Annotated in this window: 15 protein-coding genes; 12 read left to right on the top strand and 3 right to left on the bottom strand. The window is 71.4% G+C overall.

Features of this window, described 5'->3' with window-relative positions:
- Window positions 1-44 precede the first annotated feature (44 nt).
- On the top strand, window positions 45-1,274 hold the full coding sequence (locus L3Q67_RS11545) for a hypothetical protein (protein WP_499189504.1): 1,230 nt from the start codon (window positions 45-47) through the stop codon (window positions 1,272-1,274).
- On the opposite strand, the gene L3Q67_RS11540 is transcribed toward L3Q67_RS11545, so the two are convergent.
- Window positions 1,275-2,966, bottom strand: a complete 1,692-nt coding sequence (locus L3Q67_RS11540) for a hypothetical protein (RefSeq protein WP_499189503.1) — start codon at window positions 2,964-2,966, stop codon at window positions 1,275-1,277.
- Between the two features lie 203 nt (window positions 2,967-3,169).
- On the opposite strand from L3Q67_RS11540, the gene L3Q67_RS11535 reads away from it, so the two are divergent.
- Genes L3Q67_RS11535 through L3Q67_RS11510 form a run of 6 tightly spaced genes read left to right on the top strand, consistent with a single transcriptional unit; the run spans window position 3,170 to window position 10,771 of the window.
- On the top strand, window positions 3,170-4,549 hold the full coding sequence (locus L3Q67_RS11535) for a flagellar basal body-associated FliL family protein (protein WP_499189502.1): 1,380 nt from the start codon (window positions 3,170-3,172) through the stop codon (window positions 4,547-4,549).
- Window positions 4,550-4,557: 8 nt separating this feature from the next.
- Window positions 4,558-6,078: a class I SAM-dependent methyltransferase gene (locus tag L3Q67_RS11530; protein ID WP_499189501.1), complete on the top strand. Its 1,521-nt coding sequence runs from the start codon at window positions 4,558-4,560 to the stop codon at window positions 6,076-6,078.
- Window positions 6,075-6,839 (top strand): class I SAM-dependent methyltransferase, encoded by a 765-nt coding sequence (locus L3Q67_RS11525; protein WP_499189500.1) that lies wholly within the window; start codon window positions 6,075-6,077, stop codon window positions 6,837-6,839. Before L3Q67_RS11530 ends, L3Q67_RS11525 begins: the two co-directional genes overlap by 4 nt.
- Window positions 6,836-8,443, top strand: a complete 1,608-nt coding sequence (locus L3Q67_RS11520; RefSeq protein WP_499189499.1) for a glycosyltransferase family 4 protein — start codon at window positions 6,836-6,838, stop codon at window positions 8,441-8,443. Before L3Q67_RS11525 ends, L3Q67_RS11520 begins: the two co-directional genes overlap by 4 nt.
- Window positions 8,436-9,005, top strand: a complete 570-nt coding sequence (locus L3Q67_RS11515; protein WP_499189498.1) for a hypothetical protein — start codon at window positions 8,436-8,438, stop codon at window positions 9,003-9,005. The genes L3Q67_RS11520 and L3Q67_RS11515 overlap by 8 nt, the downstream gene beginning before the upstream one ends.
- Entirely contained in the window at window positions 9,005-10,771 is a 1,767-nt protein-coding gene (locus L3Q67_RS11510) for a glycosyltransferase family protein (protein ID WP_499189497.1), read from the top strand. The genes L3Q67_RS11515 and L3Q67_RS11510 overlap by 1 nt, the downstream gene beginning before the upstream one ends.
- Before the next feature lie 259 nt (window positions 10,772-11,030).
- On the opposite strand, the gene L3Q67_RS11505 is transcribed toward L3Q67_RS11510, so the two are convergent.
- Window positions 11,031-12,368, bottom strand: a complete 1,338-nt coding sequence (locus tag L3Q67_RS11505; protein WP_499189496.1) for a glycosyltransferase family protein — start codon at window positions 12,366-12,368, stop codon at window positions 11,031-11,033.
- Between the two features lie 202 nt (window positions 12,369-12,570).
- Window positions 12,571-13,302, bottom strand: coding sequence for a class I SAM-dependent DNA methyltransferase (locus L3Q67_RS11500; protein ID WP_499189495.1), 732 nt, complete (start codon window positions 13,300-13,302; stop codon window positions 12,571-12,573).
- Window positions 13,303-13,523: 221 nt separating this feature from the next.
- Here L3Q67_RS11500 and L3Q67_RS11495 point away from each other — a divergent pair, with 221 nt between their 5' ends.
- The 5 genes from L3Q67_RS11495 to L3Q67_RS11475 all read left to right on the top strand — a co-directional run bounded on the left by L3Q67_RS11495 (window position 13,524) and on the right by L3Q67_RS11475 (window position 19,008).
- Window positions 13,524-14,684 (top strand): DegT/DnrJ/EryC1/StrS family aminotransferase, encoded by a 1,161-nt coding sequence (locus L3Q67_RS11495; RefSeq protein ID WP_423581875.1) that lies wholly within the window; start codon window positions 13,524-13,526, stop codon window positions 14,682-14,684.
- Window positions 14,685-14,690: 6 nt separating this feature from the next.
- The gene (locus L3Q67_RS11490) at window positions 14,691-15,296 is read left to right on the top strand and encodes a dTDP-4-dehydrorhamnose 3,5-epimerase family protein (RefSeq protein WP_499189494.1); all 606 of its coding nucleotides are present in this window, start codon (window positions 14,691-14,693) and stop codon (window positions 15,294-15,296) included.
- Window positions 15,297-15,432: 136 nt separating this feature from the next.
- Window positions 15,433-16,743 (top strand): class I SAM-dependent methyltransferase, encoded by a 1,311-nt coding sequence (locus L3Q67_RS11485; protein ID WP_499189493.1) that lies wholly within the window; start codon window positions 15,433-15,435, stop codon window positions 16,741-16,743.
- The gene (locus L3Q67_RS11480; RefSeq protein ID WP_499189492.1) at window positions 16,718-18,088 is read left to right on the top strand and encodes an NDP-hexose 2,3-dehydratase family protein; all 1,371 of its coding nucleotides are present in this window, start codon (window positions 16,718-16,720) and stop codon (window positions 18,086-18,088) included. Before L3Q67_RS11485 ends, L3Q67_RS11480 begins: the two co-directional genes overlap by 26 nt.
- Entirely contained in the window at window positions 18,076-19,008 is a 933-nt protein-coding gene (locus L3Q67_RS11475; protein WP_499189491.1) for a Gfo/Idh/MocA family protein, read from the top strand. The genes L3Q67_RS11480 and L3Q67_RS11475 overlap by 13 nt, the downstream gene beginning before the upstream one ends.
- The last annotated feature ends 9 nt before the right edge of the window (window positions 19,009-19,017 follow it).

The following is a 19,017-nucleotide window of genomic DNA, read 5'->3' as shown; positions in this document are numbered from 1 at the left end:
AGGGCACACTGGTCCCCCCGAACAGACCGACCATGGAGCATGCGATGGGCTGGCAGGAAGAGCTGCGGGTGCTCGACGCCAAGCTGGCCGACGGCAGCCTGACGCCGTCCGAGCATCGCAAGATGCGTGACGAACTGCTGGCCGCGGCGTCCGGCGGGGGCTCGACGTCCCCGGTCGCCGCGCCGAGGCGCGCGCCGGACGACCCGGCCGCACGGGAAGCCATGCAGGAAACGGCCGTGCTGCCGCGGATCCCGGTGGCGGGTCAGCCGATGCCCGCCGGACAGGGGAAGCAGCCGCCCGCGGCGATCGCGGGCGGGCGCCCGGCGCCGAGGATGGTGGAGTCGCGCCCGACGCTGCCGCTGGGCAACCAGGACCCGAGGCAGCCGCCGAACGCGGCCGCGCTGCTCTCCGGCGACCGGCCGACCACCGCGCCGAGCCCGGCCGACCAGCGGGTCACCGAATCGATGGCCGTGCCGCCGCGCGGGCTCACGCGCGGCCGGAGCGTGGTCTCCCCGGTGGCGGCCCACCAGCCGACCCGCCCCTACGCCACCGAAGCCCAGCGCAGCTGGCAGCACCCGCCGCACCAGCCCGACTACTACGACCAGGACGACCACGGTTCCCGGCGCAACGGCTCCACCTGGCTGTTCCTCGGCGTGGGCCTGCTGCTCGCCGGTGGCCTGCTGGCCGGTGGCGTGTGGTTGCTGGCCAAGGACGAGCCGGCGGGCACCGCGGCCGCGCCACCACCGGCGTCCGCCACCGTGCCCGCGCCGTCGAGCCAGCTGCCCCCACCGCCCGCCGACCTGCCGATCGAGCAGCGGCTGCCCGCGCTGCCGGGCACGCAGAACGTCAACAACTCGACGATGCCCGTGGACAAGGGCACGCAGCTGAAGCTGTACGCGCCGGAGACGGCGAACATGTTCAAGCAGAACGGCGCCACCGAGGTGGTCTACCGGTCCAGCTCGGACGGCAACGACGGGTACCTGGTGATGGTGGTGCCCGCCGGTTCGCCGGAGGGCGGCAAGAAGATCGCCGACGAGCTGCGCGAGGCCGCCGCGGACACCGGGTTCACCCGGCTCGACCTCGGCATGCCCCCGGAGAAGAGCGCGCTGGCCGGCGCGAACACCATCGGCCGGATGAACGCGACCTGGTACAACTCGGAGAACCTCGCCGTCGCGGTGTGGGTCTCGCAGGGTCTCGACGGCCAGGAACTCGCACTCGGGGAGCGGCTCAAGAACACGCTGGCCAAGGTCGAAGCGGTACTGCCGCCGAGCTGATCAGGGCGTCTGACCCGGGCGGAGCACGGCCCCGCACGAACCACGCAGCGACCCGGTGCGTTCGGCGAGCACGCGGTTGGTGACGACTTCGGCGTAGTCGCGGACCTCCTGCAACTTCGCCATCGACGGCACGGCGTCCTTGCGCACCCAGTCGCCCTTGGGCCCGCCTTCGAACAGGGGGTAGTAGTCGCGGTCCAACCGGGGGTCGGCGGTGACGCCGCTGATCTCCGACCACGGCTGGTGCGTGTGCACGAAGGTCGGCTTCACCTCGTCGAACAGGTAGTCCCGCAGGCCCGCGTGATCGCCGGACCCGGCGAGTTCGGCGATGCGCGCGTGCGTGAGCCCGACCAGGTCGACCACGCGCAGCCTGCTGGTCAGCGCGGTTCCACCGACGTCGGGGACGAGCAGCGTGCCCTCGCGGATGCCGAGCACGTCGGCGTATCCGTTGAACACCCGGCCGTAGCGCTCGGCCACCACGCACGCGGGCACGATCGGCGCCTCGGCGTGCTTGCGCGCGGAGTCGGCGAACGCGGCGAACGTCGGCAGCGACGCGAGCACCACCACCCCGATCACCGCGACCCGGCGGATTCCGCGGGCGAAAGCCAGCGCCTCCCCGAGCACGAACACCAGGAGCAGCGCGCCGATGGCCCAGAACGGCGTGGCGAACCGGAGTTCCCCGTTCGGCTCGGGCCCGAGCACGCAGAACACGACGGCCGCCAACCCGAGGAACAGCAATAACACGCTCAATGCGTCCCGTCGCGGCGAGCCCTTCGCCAGCAGCACGCCGACCCCGGCGGCGAGCAGCAGGGAAAGCCACGCACCGGCGTACGCCAGCAGGTCCCCGGCGAGCGCGAAGGTTTCCAGTGAAGGGAAATCCTGTCCTTTCGCGATCGCGGTGTTCGGCACCAGCCTGCCGAATTCGAGGTACCGCCAGCCCAGGTAGCCGCCGTACGGCACGGCGAACGCGACCAGCGACGCGACCCCGGCGGCCAGTGCGTCCGGCAACCGGTGCCGACGCGCGAACACCAGCAGCACCAGCGGATACGCGAGGACGTACAGCGCGCCGTCCGGCCGGGTCAGCGCGGCGAGCGCGGCCAGCAACCCGGCCTGCACGCCGATTCCGGTGCGCGACAGGTCGTTGCGGGCCAGCGCGCGCAGGATGATCGCCGCCAGCCAGCAGACAGCCAATGCGTAGAGCGAATTCTCCAGCCCCGACACCGTCCACAGCACGTACGACGGGATGACCGCCAGCACCGCGCCCGCGCCCAGGGTGAGTAGCGCGGGCCGCCGGGTGAAGCCCTTCGCCGCGTAGTGCCAGGCGGCGAGCACGCCCGCGGTGCAGAGCAGCCCGAGCAGTTTCGGGAAGAGCACGTAATCCGGGACGCCGAGGATCGTGCCGGAATCGAACAGGCCGAGCAGCTTGCCGAGCACCAGCAGGAGGAGCCAGGACGGGTTGGAGAAGCCTTCGACCGAGTCGCCACCGGGTTGCAGCACCGGACCGGCGCCGTCGGCGACGTCGCGCGCGTAGGCGAAGGTGATCGCCGCGTCGTCGACGAGCCAGTTGCCGTAGAGCGAGCCGTGCGCGGCGACCAGCGCGGTCCCGGCGCAGACGGCGGCGAACGCGCGGAGCCGGGCCGCCCCGGCGGGCTGGGCCGGGGCGGGTCCGGATCCCGGCCCACCGGATTCGGTCAACTCGAGGTCCTCCCCCTCTTGCGCGAATACACTCACTTATCAATCGCCGAACGCTCGGCATTACGCGCCACTTGTCACCCGATGGAAGTCCGGCCCGATCCGAGGGCCGGTCACCCGGGCGTGCACAATGGCGCAGGTCACCGCACCAGTAGTCGCAGGCGGCCGCGAAAAGATCCGCACCGCCGGAAGAGAGGGGCCAGAGGGTGTCCTGGCAGGAGGAGCTCCGCAAGCTGGACGAGGAACTCGCCTCGGGCCGGCTTTCCGCCGATGACTACCGGGTTCGCCGGGATCAGGTGCTCTCCTCGGCGGTCGCGCCGGGTGAGAACCCGGCATCCCCGCAGGCGCCGCAGCAGCAGCCCTACGGCGGGCAACCGCAGCAGTCGCCGATGTTCCAGCCCCCGCAGCAGCAGCCGGGCAGCGCGGACGCCACGCAGGTGGTCGCGCCGGTCAGCCCACCGCAGGGCGTGCCGCAGCCGAACGCCGCCGAGGCGACGCAGATCGTCTCGGGGGTCGCCGATCCCGCCGTCGATCGCACGCAGGCGGTCCCGCGCTGGCAGACCCAGGCACCGCCGCAGCCGAACTACCAGCAGCCCGCTTACCCGCAGCAGCAGCAGAACTCGCCGGCCGGCGGCTTCGCGCAGCCCGGGTACCCGCAGCAGCAGGGGCCGCACTCGGGCGGCTTCGCCCAGCAGCACCCGCACCAGCAGCAACACCCCCAGCAGACGCAGCCCGGCTGGAACCAGCCCGAAGGCGACCTGAGCCCGCCGTGGGGCGGCTCGGAGTTCCCGCCGCTCGCGCCCACTTCGAGCTCGGAGTGGACCCGCCAGGGTCCCGAACTGTTCGAGGAGTCCAGCGGCAAGGGCAAGGGCGGCAAGGTGGCCCTGCTCGCGCTGGTCGCCCTGCTGGTGGTCGGTGGCCTGGTCACCGGCGGCATCCTGCTGTTCTCCGGCGACGAGGACCCGCAGCCGACACCCCCGGTGGCCCAGTCCACCGGCGCGCAGGCTCCGCCGCCCAGCCCGGCCCCGCCGGTCAAGAGCACGCCGAAGGCGGTGGACCCGAGCGCGCCGCTGATCGAGCGCATCCCGGCGCCGCCCGGCACGGCCGACGGCGGCAGCGGCAAGATCGAGCTGGCCCAGCTCGGCGAGAAGTCCATCATGGACGGTGAAGTGGTGTCCGCGCTGAACACCAACGGGGCCACCGAGGCCGCCTGGCGCGGTTCGGTCAAGGGCGCCGACGCGAACAGCCCGTACCCGGACAAGTTCTCCATCAGCGCGGTCCGCCTGCCGAGCGCGGACAAGGCGCAGAGCGCGCTGGCCGCGATCACCGGCCGGTTCGACGACCTCGAGTTCATCGCGGTCAAGGACCCGCTGGAGAACATCCCGTCGGACGTCCAGTTCTACAAGGACGTCAACGAGAAGAAGGCGGCCTACTACGGCGTGTGGACCTCGCAGGACGTGCTGATCCAGGTGCACGTCTCGCTGGACCCGCTGCCGTCGCCGGCGCAGGAGGCCGAGGCCTCGATGAGCGGTAGCTACCAGCGTCAGGTCATCGCGACGCTGGCGAACTTCCCCGTCACGAGCTGAGGGCGGCGGTGGGTTCCCGGCTCACCACGGCGCTGGCCGGCGCCATCGTGGCCAGGGCCGGGGACCGGTCCGCGCTCAGCGACGAACTGCACTTCGCCGCCAGGGAGCCCGGCGAGCGGCGGCACCTCGACCGCGGCCGGGCGAACCTGTTGCGCGCGCTGGACTTCCCGGCCGGCGCCAAGGTGCTCCACCTCGGCGCGGACAGTGGTTCGCTGACCCGGTACCTGGCCGAGACGGTGTCCGAAGTGGACGCCGTCGAGCCGGACGCCGAGCTGGCGAAGATCATCGTCGACCGCACCGCCGGGCTGTCCGGGGTGCGGGTGCTCGAAGGCCTGCCCGATGGCCGTTACGACGTGGTCGTCGCCGCGGAGATGCTGGAAACGCTGGTGGCTCCCGGCGAACGGGCCGCGTTCCTGCGCACCGCGCGCGAGCGGCTGGCGCCCGGCGGCACGCTGTGCCTGGCGGTGGAGAACCAGTTCGGCGTGCGGAACCTCGCCGGTGCCCCGGATCGGCACACCGGCCGTCGCTGGGACGCCATCGAAGGCCATCCGTTCGGCGGTCCCGCCCGGCTGCTCGCTCGCCGTCCGCTGGAGCGCCTGTTGCGCGAAGCCGGTTTCGACGCCGTGCGCGTACTCGGCTGCTTCCCCGATTTCCGTTGGGCCCGCGTGGTTTTCGACCGCGAGCTGCTGGAGGCCCATCCTCGGCTGGCCATCGAACTGCCGCGGTTGCCCAGTGCCGACGAGGGTTTCGACGCCCCGCGCCCGGTCGACGAGGCGAAGGTGTGGGCGCAGCTGGTCGAAGCGGGCCAGGCCGAGGACGCGGCGAACGCCTTCCTCGTGCTGGCCACGGTTTCCGGCGATTCCCCGCTGTGGCCTGACGGCAGGCTGGCGAAGTACTTCAACACCGATCGCGCGGCACGCTGGTGCACCGGCGCCGAGGTGACCAGGCACGAGGTCCGGCGTGAGCCGCTGCTCGCACCGGACGGCGACGGCCCGGTTTCGGTGCAGGCGTGGACCGATCCGATCCACGACGGCCCGACCATGGTCGGGGTGCTGGCCGAACGCCCCTGGGCCGCCACGGAACTGCTGGGGGCCTGGCGCGACCTGGTCCACGAGCACGCGGGCGAACTCGGCCCGGCGCTGTGGGATCTGCTGCCGCACAACATCATCGTCACCGAGGACGGCGAACTGCGGCCGATCGACCTGGAATGGCGGTTCACCGAGGCGGACCAGCGGACCGTCGTGGCACGCGGCCTGCTGCTCACCGCCGAACGGCTCGCCGGACTGGCGTGGCCGGGTGCCGGACCGTCGAGCACGGTCCGCGACGTGGCCGCCTGGCTGGGCGCGCTGCTCGGCGTGGCACCGGACTACGTGGACGAAGCGGTCGGCCGGGAAGCCCGGTTCCAGGCCATCGGGGCGCACGGGGGCACCCCGACCGAAGAGGCAGTGGGCACAATACGGGCGGCCTGGCACGAGCGGCTGGCCGAAGCCGTGGCCGTGCGGGACGAACTACCAGGGGTGGAGAGATGAGCGAAACGCTGGACGAGACCGTCGCGCGCGTGATGGCGGACGTGAACACGACGATCGTCGACGGCGACAGCATGTACGACGGCAGCACCGAGCACTACTTCAGCGTCTCCCGTGACGCGCTGCGCGCGGTGCTCGCCGCGCTGCACGTCACCGGGCGCCCGGAACCCAAGCGGCTGCTGGACTTCGGCTGTGGTTACGGCCGGGTGCTGCGCTCGCTGCGGGCCGCCTTCCCGTCGACCGAGCTGATCGCCTGCGACATGGACCCGGCCGCGCTGTCCAGCTGCGCCGAGGCCTTCGGCGCGCGGGCGGTCACCGGCGCCCCGGACCCCGACCACATCGAGCAGGTCACCGACGTGGACCTGATCTGGTGCGGTTCGGTGCTCACCCACCTCGACGCCCCGCAGTGGGGCCCGCTGCTGCGGTACTTCTCGCGCGCGCTGGCTCCCGGCGGCGTCGCCGTGGTCACCACGCACGGCCGCCGGATGGCGATGCGCGCCGAAGCAGGTAAGGAATACGGCCTGGACGCGCGGGCCATCGACCGCGTGCTCGCGGCGTACAAGTCCTGCGGTTTCGGCTACAACGACTACGTCGGCTACGACGGTTACGGCATCTCCCTCAGCTCCCCCGGCTGGGCCGTGCAGCGCGCGCTGGAGGCGCCCGACCTGCGGCTGGCCGGGTACGACGAAGCCGCGTGGGACCGCCACCAGGACGTGATGGTGCTGGTCAAGGACGCCGGCGCGACGCTGAAGGCGGACCTGTGAACGACGGTCCCAGAGTCCACTTCGAACTGGACCACCCGCCCGCCGAGTTCGTGGTGCCCGGTGACGTGCTGCCGGTCAGCGGCTGGGCGTTGATGGACGGGTACGCGCCGAGCTTCGCCGAGGTGCTGGTCGACGGCGCGGCCCCGATGAGCGCTCGCATCCGCATCCCGCGTCCCGACGTGGCGGGCGGTTTCCCGAAGTACGGCGAAGCGGGCACCTGCGGTTTCGAGGCACGTGTGGCGCTGGACCTGCCGCCGGGCGCCGAGCACCGCGTCTCGCTGCGCGTGCGGTTGCGGCACCACGAGGTCGGCGAATGGACCTCGCCCGCGCGCTACTGCACGGTCCGCAACCCCGCGCGCGACACCGACGACGAGCAGCTGGCCGCCGAACTGCGCACGCGGTCGGGCAGCCTGCTGACCCGCGTGCACACCGAGGCCGATCCGCGGCACGTGCTGGTCTTCGCGCACGGGCTGAACCTCGGCGGCGGGCAGCTGTGGCTGCAGGAGCTGCTGAACGGGCTGGTCAAGCAGCACGGCTGGCGGGTCACCGTGGTGACGCCGGTCGACGGGCCGCTGCGGCAGGACTGCGCCGATCTCGGCATCGACGTGCACCTGACCCGGCCGTACCAGGTGGACACCGTGGCCGCCTACGAAGGCCACATCGCCGAGCTGGCGCTGATCGCGAAGACCTCCGGCGCGAGCGTGGCGCTGGTCAACACGATCACCGCGTTCCCCGGCGTGGACGCGGCCCGCCGCGCCGGTCTGCCGGTGACCTGGGCGGTGCACGAGAGCTTCCCGCTGGGCACCTTCGCCTACGAGACCTGGCGCTCGGGCATGAATCCGACCGTGCGCGCCCGCTGGGAGCAGTTGTTCGCCGAGGTCGAGCAGCTGACCTTCGTCGCCGACGCCACCCGTGAGATGTACGAGCGGTACAGCCCGGCCCACCGCGGCCGCACCATCCGCTACGGCTCGCCGATGGTCCGGTTCGACGGGCGGACCAGCGGCCGGGTGCGGCACGAGGCGCGCGAGCGGCTCGGCCTGCCGCCGGACGCGCTGGTGGTGCTCAACGTCGGCATCATGGAACCGCGCAAGGGCCAGGCCGGGCTGATCGCGGCGATGGACCGGGTGCGGCGGCGGCACCCCGAGGTGCTGCTCACCGTGGTCGGCTACCACGAGTCGCAGTACGGCCGGGCCACCGCGGAACTGGTGCGCCGGATGGGCCTCGGCGACTGGGTGAACCTGGTCGAGGTGCAGCGCGATCCCGTGCCGTGGTTCCAGGCGGCGGACCTGTTCGTGAACAGCTCGGACCTGGAGTCGCTGCCGCGGTCGATCCTGGAGGCGATGTGCGTCGGGCTGCCGGTGGTGGCCAGCGACGTGTTCGGCGCGCGGGAGATCGTGGCGGACGGCAAGACGGGCTGGCTGTTCGAGCCGAACGACGTCGACGCGCTGACCGTGGCCCTGCTCCGCGCGCTGGAGACGCCGGCGCGGGAACGGGCCGAAATCGCCGCGCGGGCGTTCGCCGAACTGGCCGATTGCCTCGACCCGGCGGGATACGCCGCGGAGTACTCGCAGGTGCTGGAATCCTTGGGGACTGATGATGACTGACCGTGAATTCAGCACCCTGCCCGGACCGGTCCGGGCCGAGCTGACCCGGCTGCGTGCCGAGCGCGAGGTGTACACCGCCGAGCGCGATCGCCTGCGCACCGAGCTGGCCGAGACCGAAGCCAAGCTGACCGAGGTCACCGGGGAACGCGACGAGCTGGCCGAGACCTTGAACGGCGAGCGGTCCGAGGTGCACCTCGCGTCGCTGACCCGGCGAGCCGAAGAGGCGGAAGTGCAGGCGCGGGAGAAGAGCGCCGAAGCCGAGGCCCTGCGGCAGGAGACCACCGCCGCCCGCGCCGAGCGCGACACCCTGCGTGCCGAGCTTTCCGACCTGCGCGGTGAGCGCGACCGGCTGCGGCTGACCCTGCTCGACGCCGAACTGAGCCTGGCCGGGCAGCCGATGCCGGTCCGCCGCGCGCCGGCCGGTCCGGAGGACGAGGAACGCGCGGCCCAGTTGGCGGCCGAGGTGGCGGAGCTGTCGAACGAGCTGGAAGCGACCAAGGCCACCATCAGCTGGCGCGTCACCGCGCCGCTGCGAGCCGTGCGGAAGCGGACCGCGCGCTGATGGCGGACCTGTGCTTCGTCTCGGGGATCGGTGGCTCGGTCTTCATGGACGAGCTGCTCGACGTGGTCGCCGACGCCGTGCGCCGGGCCGGTGGGCGCGCGCGGACCGCGGCCGGGCGGTTCCCCGAGCCGCAGGCGGACACGGTCTACGTGATCGTGCCGCACGAGTACTTCATCGTCACCCCGGAACACCTCCAGCCGTCACCGGAGCAGCTGGCCCGCACGATCGGGTTCTGCGTGGAACACCCCGGCACGCTGTCGTTCGAGCGGACCGCGCGGTTCGTGCCCCGGCTGGCCTGCGGGGTGGACATCAACCTGGACTCCACCGCGGAACTCCGGCGGCAGGGCAACCGCGTCGAGCACTTCCAGCTCGGCTACACCCCGCTGTGGGACCGCTGGGGCGGCGACCCGGACAGCCCGCGCGAGGTCGACGTCACCTACCTGGGCACCGAGGAGCGGCGGCGGTCGCGGCTGATCGGGTCGTACTGGCGTGACCTCGACGGCGTGCGGTCGCGGTTGTTCGTGCCACCGCACGAGATGATGGGCCCGCCGCGGGTCGACTTCCTGCCCGGTTCGGCGAAGCACGAGCACCTGGCGAACTCGCGGACGCTGCTCAACCTGCACCGCGGCACCACGGTCGCGCTGGAATGGGTGCGGGTGCTGGAGGCGATGTGCAACGGGTGCGTGGTGCTGACCGAGCCGTCGGCGGACATGGAGCCCGCGGTCCCCGGTGAGCACCTGGTGGTCGCCCGGCCGGAAGCGCTGGGTGCCGCGGCGGCGGCGCTGGTCGCGCAGCCGTCCCGTGAGCGGGACCTGCGGCTGGCCGGGTACGAATTCGTGCGCGACAAACTGGACCTGCCGGGGTCGGCCCGGATGTTGATGGAGCTGGCCGACGGTTTGGTGACCGGGTCCTCGGAGCTGGTCGAGACGCCGCTGACGCGGCTCGCGGTCGGTTCGCGGTCGGCGGCGGAGTCGCTGTCGGTGGACACGCCTTCGTGGGACGTGCGGTTCGCGCCCGGTCCGCAGGGGCCTTCGGGCGAGTCGGACGCGGCGGCGTGCGCGATGGCGGTCGACCGGATCCGCTACGCACGGCGGGCGGCCACCCGGCGGTGGATCCCGGGTGCGCCGGTTTTCCCGGATGCCGCGCGCGGGCCGGTCGACGTCCTGCTGGTGCGGCGGCCTGGCGAGCCGGACCCGATCGAACTGGCGAACGACCTGCTCAACGGCACGGTGCTGCCGCGCCGGCTGCTGGTCGGTGAGGACGGCGCGCTGACCAGTTCGGCGGCGCGGCCGTACGACGTGCTCGAACACGAATTCGCGCTGGGACGCGGATTCACCCGGAACGCGCTGCTGGAACGTTCGGACGCGCCCTGGTTGCTGGTGCTGGACGCCGGTCTGCGCGCTTCACCGTTCCTGGTGGAGCGGTTGCTGGAGCCGGGAACGGACGTGGCGCACTGCCTGGTCGGCGATCCGGTCGACGGCCTGGTCGCCGCCCTGCCCGCCGAAGCCCGCCGCCTGCGACGGCTGCCGTACCTGGGGTGCGGGTACCTGGTGCACCGGTCGGTGGTGGACACGGTCGGCGGGTGGACCGAGGAGCCGCTGTTCGACGAGCTGGAGGACCACGTGTTCTGGCGGGGCGTCGTCGATGGCGGGCACCGAAGCACCCTGGTCCAGCAGGTGTTGTTGCGACGCACGCGCCCGGACCCGGCCCCGCGCCCGGTCGACCTGGATCCGCACCGCGTGTGGGCGGCCATCCAGGCGATCTAGCCGACCGAACGGGTGAGGTCGGACGGGTCGGGGGAACGCATCCCACTCCGGTGCGCCTCAGTGAAGGAGCATCCGAGCGAGAAGGGAGGCGGCCATGTGGGTGGAGATCACCGTCGTCGCCGCACTGGCGGTCGTGTTCCTGGTGCGCCTGGCCCGCCAACTCCGCCGAGGCTGACCCCCGCTCTCGGGCGTGCGGTGGACCTGACAACACACATCGCTCCGGAGCCCGCATCACGGGCTCCGGGGCGATGTGTGTCGGTCAGCGAGCGGGGCGGTGGAACTCGGTCAGCTTCTCCAGCTCCGGGATGATGCCCGCCGGGGTCGGACGGGCCAGCCACGCGTCGTGCATGGCCTTGGCCGCTTCGGCGTAGGACGGCTCGTTCAGCACCGCGACCAGCGCGGCGCGGATCTCCGCGGCGGACTGGGTGATGCGGTTGATCTGCACGCCCGCACCGGTCTCCTTGACCAGCCGCGCGGTGAGCCACGCGTCGACGCTGCGCTCGGTGACGGTGACCGAGATCGACTCGCCCTCGCCGCTGAAGACCATCCGCTGCGGCTCTTCGGTGTCGGCGATGATGTGCGGGATGCCGGCGGCGAGGGTGGCCACGAACGAGCCGCTGCCGCCGTGGTGGATGGCCGCGACGCAGGTCGGCAGCAGGCTGGTCAACGGCACGTAGTCGACGATGCGCAGGTTCTCCGGCACCGGCGGCGCGCCGACCAGCTGGTTGTCGTTGAACGTGCCGACGACCTCGATGTCCAGGCCCTCGATCGCCTCGAAAACCTTGGGGATGAGGTCGACGCCCTCGTGGTAGGCCCGGGTCGAGACGCCGACGGTCAGCGCGACGCGCGGCCGCTGGGGACGCTCGTGCAGCCACTCCGGCAGCACCGCGCCGCCGTTGTAGGGGACCCAGCGGACGGGCACGGTGGAGATGTTCCGCGACAGGCGCATCGACTCGGCCGGGATCGCGTCGATGGTGAAGTGCCCGAGCAGCACGTCGTCGCCGACCTCGACACCGTGGCGGTCGGCCAGCGCACGCAGCGAGATCTCCAGCGGGTTCACCGGCGTCTCGTGCCCCTCGGCCCGCCGCTCGGCGAACTTCTCGATCGCCCAGCCGCCGTAGTCCGGGCCGTTGAGCACGCGGCCCGACGCCGCGCCCGCGGCCTTGGCGACGACCCCGCCGCACGGGAACCAGGACTCCCACAGCACCAGGTCCGGCTGCCACTGCTTCGCGAAGGCGATCAGGTTGTCGATGTCCTCACGCGGCTCCGGCGGCAGGTAGTACCGGGCGGAGAACAGGAAGAACTGGTAGTAGGCGTCCCAGTTGTCCCGCTCGTCGCCGCTCAGGTCGAGCTTGGCCGCCAGCTCCTCCATCTCCTCCGGGCTGGGCAGCAGGCCGTACTTCGCCCAGTTCTGCAGCGAATGCGGCTCCGGCTCACCGGTCTTGACCGCGATCAGGCCCGCGGCGACGATCTGCTCCTCGGCTCCGGGCGGGCAGGCCACGACGACCTCGTGCCCCTCGGCCTGCAGCGCCTGAGCGTGCGGGATGAGGTGGTTCAGGTGGGTGACATGCGGGAAACCTGTCACGAGGACTCGCATCGAACATCTCCTCAAACGTTGTCGGGCGTCGTGGTGTGGCGGCGTTGTCTGGCGGCGTTGCGGGCGTCCTCGTCCGAGGCCGCTGGTGACCGGCCGGGCCGGCGGGTCCGGGGTCGCCCCCGGCAGGTGTCACTGCTGATTCTGCGGCCCCGACGGGTTCCGGCTCTTCCTCATCGCTGCGGAGTCCGCGCAGCTCAGTGGCCTACTTGCGGACGCCGACGAAGATGCCGGGGCTGGTGGCCCGTCCGTCGCCCAACTGCAGTGCGGGAAGGAACTCGACGGTGCAGCCCGCCCGCTCGAAGGCCGACTCGTACTCCTCGCGGGTGAACAGGCCGACCGACAGGACGGAGGAGAACTTCCGGATGCCGTCGGAGTCGGCCACGATCGCCTCGAAGGCGATGCGGCTGCGACCCTCGTGCACGGTGGAGTGGCTGACGCGGGTCACCACGCGGCCGTCCTCCTCAGCCAGGTGGCTGCCGATGTAGCCGTCGATGAACAGCTCGGGGAACCACCACGGCTCGACGATCACCACGCCGCCCGGCACGGTGTGCGCGGCCATCCTGGCGACCGTGGCGGCCACCTCATCGGCGGAGCCGACCTCGCCGATCGCGTTGCCGAGGCAGGTGACGGCATCGAAGGTGCGGCCGAGGTCGAAGTTCACCATGTTGCCCAGGTGGACGGCGGACTGCGGGAGCCGGGTGATCGCGACGTCGCGCATGGCCGGCGTGAGTTCGACGCCCTCGACGTGGTCGAACCTCTTCGCGAACGCGGCCAGGTGGGCGCCGGTGCCGCAGGCGACGTCCAGCACGCTCTTCGCCCCGGGGAACCGGGACAGGATCAACTGAGCGTGCTTCTCGGTCTCGGCTTCGAAGTCCTTGCCGCGACTGCTGAAGACCAGTTCGTACAGTTCGGCGTGCTCTGGGTCGTAGTCCATCCGCGCTCCTCCTCCAGACCGGAGCCGTACCCCGGCTTGCCGTCAGGTCGGCTGTGCCAGCGTCACGCCGCCGGGCGGGCCGCCGCATCTCCTGGCTTGCGCCCGTCGCGCCGGCGCGTGGTCAGCCGGGAAAAAGCGCGCAGGACAAAGGAAGGCCGCCGGCGCCCGTTGTGCCAGCATCGATCGGTGGACAGGGGTGACCCACGTGAAGGGGCGCACGAATGATCAACATGTTTCAGCCGCAGGTCGGAGCCGAGGAACTGGCCGCCGTCGCGGAGGTGTTCGAGAACCAGTGGCTGGGGTACGGCCCGCAGACCAAGGCCTTCGAGCAGGAGTTCGCCGACCACCTCGGGGTGCCCGCGGAGACGGTGCTGTTCATCAACTCCGCCACCTCCGGCCTGCACCTGGCGATGGAGCTGCTGAACATCGGCCCCGGTGACGAGGTCGTCTTCCCGTCGGTGAGCTTCCCGGCCAACGGCCACTGCGTCGCCGCCGCCGGCGCCACCCCGGTCTTCTGCGACGTCCGCCCGCGCACCCTCAACCCCACCGTCGACGACGTGCGGGCCGTGCTGACCCCGCGGACGAAGGCGGTCATGCTGCTGCACTACGGCGGCCAGCCCGGCGACATCGTCGAGATCGCCGAGCTGTGCCGGGAGCGCGGCATCCCGTTCATCGAGGACGCCGCCTGCGCCATCGGGTCGAGCATCGACGGCCGGGCCTGCGGGACCTTCGGCGACATCGCCATCTGGAGCTTCGACTCGCGCAAGATCATCACCACCGGCGACGGCGGCATGATCTACGTCCGCGACCCGCAGCTGGCCCGCCGCGCGCACCGCCTGGCCTACCAGGGCCTGGACGACCGGGGCGCGTTCGCCGCGATGAAGAACGACGGCACGCGCCGCTGGTGGGACCAGACCATCCACGAGGTCGGCAGGCGCCTGATCGGCAACGACCTGACCGCCGCCATCGGCCGTGTCCAGCTCGGCAAACTGGCCGGCTTCGTCCAGCGGCGCGGCGAGATCATCGCCCAGTACGACCGGCTGCTCGAGGGCGTTCCCGGGGTGCGGCGCCCGCCGGAGCTGCCCGAGGGCCACGTCTCGACGAACTACTTCTACTGGGTGCAGTTCGACGACGTGACCCTGCGCAACACGGTGGCCGAGGACCTGCTGGAGCTGGGCATCTACACCACCTACCGCTATCCCCCGCTGCACAAGGTCCCGCTGTTCGCCACCGGGGTGCTGCTGCCCGGCACCGACGAGGCCGAGGCGATCACCCTGCTGCTGCCGCTGCACCAGTCGTTGACCGACGCCGAGGTCGAGCGGGTGGCCAGCAGCCTGATCTCGGTCCTCGACCACCGCCGCGCACTCCGCGATGCCGGGTGAGCCGACATGAAGGTCCGCGAACTCGCCGTGGCGGGCGCCCTTGAGCTGACGCCGGACGCGATCCACGACGACGACCGCGGGCTGTTCGTCTCGCCGTTCCAGGAGTCGCACTTCCAGCGGGCGACCGGCCAGCGGCTGTTCACCGTGGCACAGACCAACCACAGCCGGTCACGCCGGGACGTCGTCCGGGGCATCCACTTCACCGTGACACCGCCCGGCTGCGCCAAGTACGTCTACTGCGCGGCGGGATCGGCCCTCGACATCGTCGTGGACATCCGCGTCGGGTCGCCAACGTTCGGTCGCTGGGACGTCGTGGAGGTCGACCCGATGTACTTCCGGGCGGTGTACTTCCCGGTCGGCGTCGGGCACGTGTTCATCGCGCTCGAGGACAACACGGTGATGAGCTACATGATCTCCGGCGAGTACGTCCCGGAGCACGAGCTGGCGTTGTCGCCGCGCGACCCCGACCTCGACCTGCCACTGCCCGCCGAGCCGATCCTGTCCCCGCGGGACCTGGTCGCGCCGACCCTCGCCGACGCCCACGAGCAGGGCTGGCTGCCGAACTACGACGACTGCATGGACGTGGAGGAAGAGCTCCACGAGCGCAGTTGAAGAGACGTTCCCGCGCACGCCGCGGGCACACACTGGAACACCGAGAGACTCGCGTGGTGATCTCCGGGAGGAGCCGCATGCGATCCATCCCGCCGGTCGGGTGCCGAACTCGAACGGCCGTCACCGGGAAGGCGCCATGAACATCGCCGAGAACATGGCCATCGTCGAGTGCACCGCGTGCCGCATCTGCGGCAACACCGAGCTGCTGACCGTGCTTGACCTGGGGAACCAGGCGTTGACCGGCATCTTCCCCCGGCCGGGTCAGGTGGTGCCGACGGCGCCGCTGGAGCTCGTCCGGTGCGGCTCCGGCGGCTGCGGGCTGCTGCAGTTGCGGCACACCTCCGACCTGACGCTGATGTACGGCGAGCACTACGGCTACCGCTCGAGCGTCCGCCCGTTCATGGTCAACCACCTGCACCGCAAGGTCGACGTCCTCACCGGCATGGTCGACCTGGACCGGGGCGACCTGGTGCTCGACATCGGCAGCAACGACTCGACGCTGCTGCAGGGCTACCGCGCCCCGGGGCTGACCAGGGTGGGCGTGGACCCCACCGGCGAGAAGTGGCGCGAGTACTACCCCGCCGACATCGACCTGATCCCGGACTTCTTCACCAAGGCCTCCTACGCCGAGCAGTTCGGCACCCGCCAGGCCAAGGTCGTCACCTCCATCGCGATGTTCTACGACCTGCCCGACCCGCTCGGGTTCATGTCCGACGTGTACGACATCCTCACCGACGACGGCGTGTGGATGATCGAGATGAGCTATGCGGTCCCGCTGCTGGAAACGCCGGTCTACGACGCGATCTGCCACGAGCACCTGGAGTACTACTTCCTGCGTCAGATCGAGTGGATGGCCGAGCGGGTCGGGCTGACCCTGGCCACCGCCGAGGTCACCGACGTCAACGGCGGCAGCCTGTGCGTGACGCTGGTGAAGAACCCGGCCAAGCACAAGATCGACACCCCCCAGATCGAGCGGATCCGGCAGTACGAGACGTCACTGGCGCTGGACACCGACGCGCCGTACGACGCCTTCACCCGCCGCGTCGAGCAGCACCGCGTCGACGTGCGGTCCTTCCTGGACGAATCGAAGGCCGCGGGCAAGCTGACCCTGGGCTACGGCGCGTCGACCAAGGGCAACGTGATCCTGCAGCACTGCGGGGTCACCACCGACGACCTGCCGTGCATCGGCGAGGTCAGCACCGAGAAGCACGGCCGCGTCACCCCCGGCACCGGCATCCCGATCGTCTCCGAGGAGGACGCCAAGGCGCAGCGGCCGGACCAGTTGCTGGTGCTCCCCTGGGGCTTCCGCGACGGGTTCGTCGAGCGGGAGCGGGATTACGTGGCGGGCGGCGGCAAGCTGGTCTTCCCGCTGCCGTCGATCTCGGCGGTCTCGCCGCTGAGGAGGAAGGGAGAGGAGCGCGATGTCGACTTCGGCCGGCCGAGCTGAGGACTTCCTGGCTTCGGCGCTGACCACGATCAGCGGGCAGACCGAGGACCCGGACCTCTTCCTCAAGCAGCGGTTCACCGCCTCCAGCTACCAGGTCGACGAGATCCCGCTGGACACGCTGGCCGCGTGGCGGCTCGGCGACCGGCTCGAGCACCACACCGGCCGGTTCTTCACCATCGAGGGACTGTCGGTGCGGACCAGCTTCGGCCCGAACCCGCAGTGGTGCCAGCCGATCATCGTGCAGCCCGACATCGGCATCCTGGGCATCCTGGTGAAGAAGATCGACGGCGTCCACCACTTCCTGATGCAGGTGAAGATGGAGCCGGGCAACACCACGCTGGTGCAGTACGCGGCGACGGTGCAGGCCACGCAGAGCAACTACCAGCGGGTGCACGGCGGCAGGCCGACGCCGTACCTGGAGTACTTCCTCAAGGGCAGCCGGGGGCACATCCTGGTGGACCGGCTGCTGTCCGAGCACGCGTCCTGGTACCTGTACAAACGCAACCGCAACATGATCGTGGAGATCCCGCCGGACGAGGACGTCGAGGAGCGCGACGACTTCACCTGGCTCACGCTCGGCCAGCTGCGCAGGCAGCTCGCGCTCGGCAACGTCAACATGAACGCCCGCACCGTGCTGGCCTGCGTCTCCTACGAAGGTGCCCGTGACCTGCAGTCGGCCGAGGGCTTCCACGCGCAGACCGTCGCCTCGCACAACGCGCAGCGGTCCGACGCGGACCTGTCCGAGGCGATGACGTGGCTGATCGACCAGAAGGAGACCTACACCCTCGACGTCAAGCGGATCGCCCTGTCCGAGATGGCAGGCTGGGCCGCCGACGGCGGCAGCATCCGGCACCGCGACGGCCTGTACTTCCGGATCATCGGGCTGTCGGTGGCGGCGACCAGCCGGGAGGTCGGCACCTGGTCGCAGCCGATGCTCGAGCCGGTGCCGGGCAACCTGGTCGCCTTCCTCTGCCAGCGGCAGAACGGCGTGCTGCGGTTCCTGACCCAGGCGATGATCCAGCCTGGGTCGACCGACCGGCTCGAACTCGGCGCGTCCATCCAGCTGGCCCCGGGGTACTGCCGCGACGCGCGTGACCTGCCGCCGCTGGTGGAGTACCTGAACTCGGCGGTCGGGCAGGTGCGGCTGCAGTCGGTGCAGTCCGAGGACGGCGGCCGGTTCCACCGGGCCGACACCGAGCACCTGGTGATCGAGATCCCCGAGGACCACCACGTCGAGGTGCCGGACAACTACCGGTGGATGACGCTCGGCCTGCTCGGGCGGCTGATGCAGTCGGGCTACTACCTCAACGTCGAAGCCCGCAGCCTGATGGCGTGCCTGCTGTGAGGCTCCTGCTCATCGGCCTCTCGCGGTTCGCCCGGCGGCGGGTGCTGCCCGCGGCGTCCGCGCTCGAGGGCATCGAGATCGTCGATGTCGCCAGCGCGCACGGTGGTGCCGTTGACGACCTGCCCAAACCGGGGCGGCGGCACACCGACTGGCGCGCGGCGCTGGACGGCACCGAGCCCGCGCTGGTCTACGTCTCGACGGTCAACAGCACGCACGCCGAGGTGGTCCGGCACGCGTTGCGGCGGGGCCACCACGTCGTGGTGGACAAGCCCGCCTTCCTCACCCTGGACACGGCCGAGGAACTGGTCGCGCTGGCTCGGACCGAGGCGCGGGTGCTGGCCGAGGCCACGAACTACCCGTTCCACCCGATGTTCTCGCCGGACCTGACCAAGGACATCACCAAGGCCGTCGCGGTGTTCACCCCGCCCGTTCCGCCGGAGGACTTCCGGCACGACCGGTCCTCGGGCGGCGGCGCCTTCCTCGACACCGGCCCGTACTTCGCGTCACTGGGCCGGGTCCTGTGGGGCTTCGAACCGGACGACGTGCACGTCATCGTGGGCGACCGCACCGCGGACGGCCTGGAGCTGGCCTACAGCGTGCTGGCCGGCTACCCCGGCGGCCGGACCATCGTCGGGCAGTTCGGCTTCACCACGCACTACCGCAACGCCCTGCAACTGCTCGGGCCCGGCGTCGCCGTCGATGTCCCCAGGCCGTTCTCCGCGCCGCCGGACCTGACCGTCGACCTGCACATCGAGGTCGACGGCCAGCACCGGACGCGGAGCGTGCAGCCCGCGGACAGCATGGAGCTGTTCCTCGCCGCCGTATTGGACGCGGTGCGAGAGGGTTCGCGGGAGTTCGACACCGCCCTGCTCAGCGACGCCCGGACGCGCGACCGCGTCGTGCGGGCCGCCGAACGCTAGCGCCCGCGT

Origin of the sequence: Saccharothrix sp. AJ9571, assembly GCF_021725495.1 — a bacterium.
Classification (GTDB): domain Bacteria; phylum Actinomycetota; class Actinomycetes; order Mycobacteriales; family Pseudonocardiaceae; genus Amycolatopsis; species Amycolatopsis magusensis.
The sequence above is the reverse complement of the archived record's forward strand: the minus strand, read 5'-3'. Positions and strand labels throughout refer to the sequence as shown.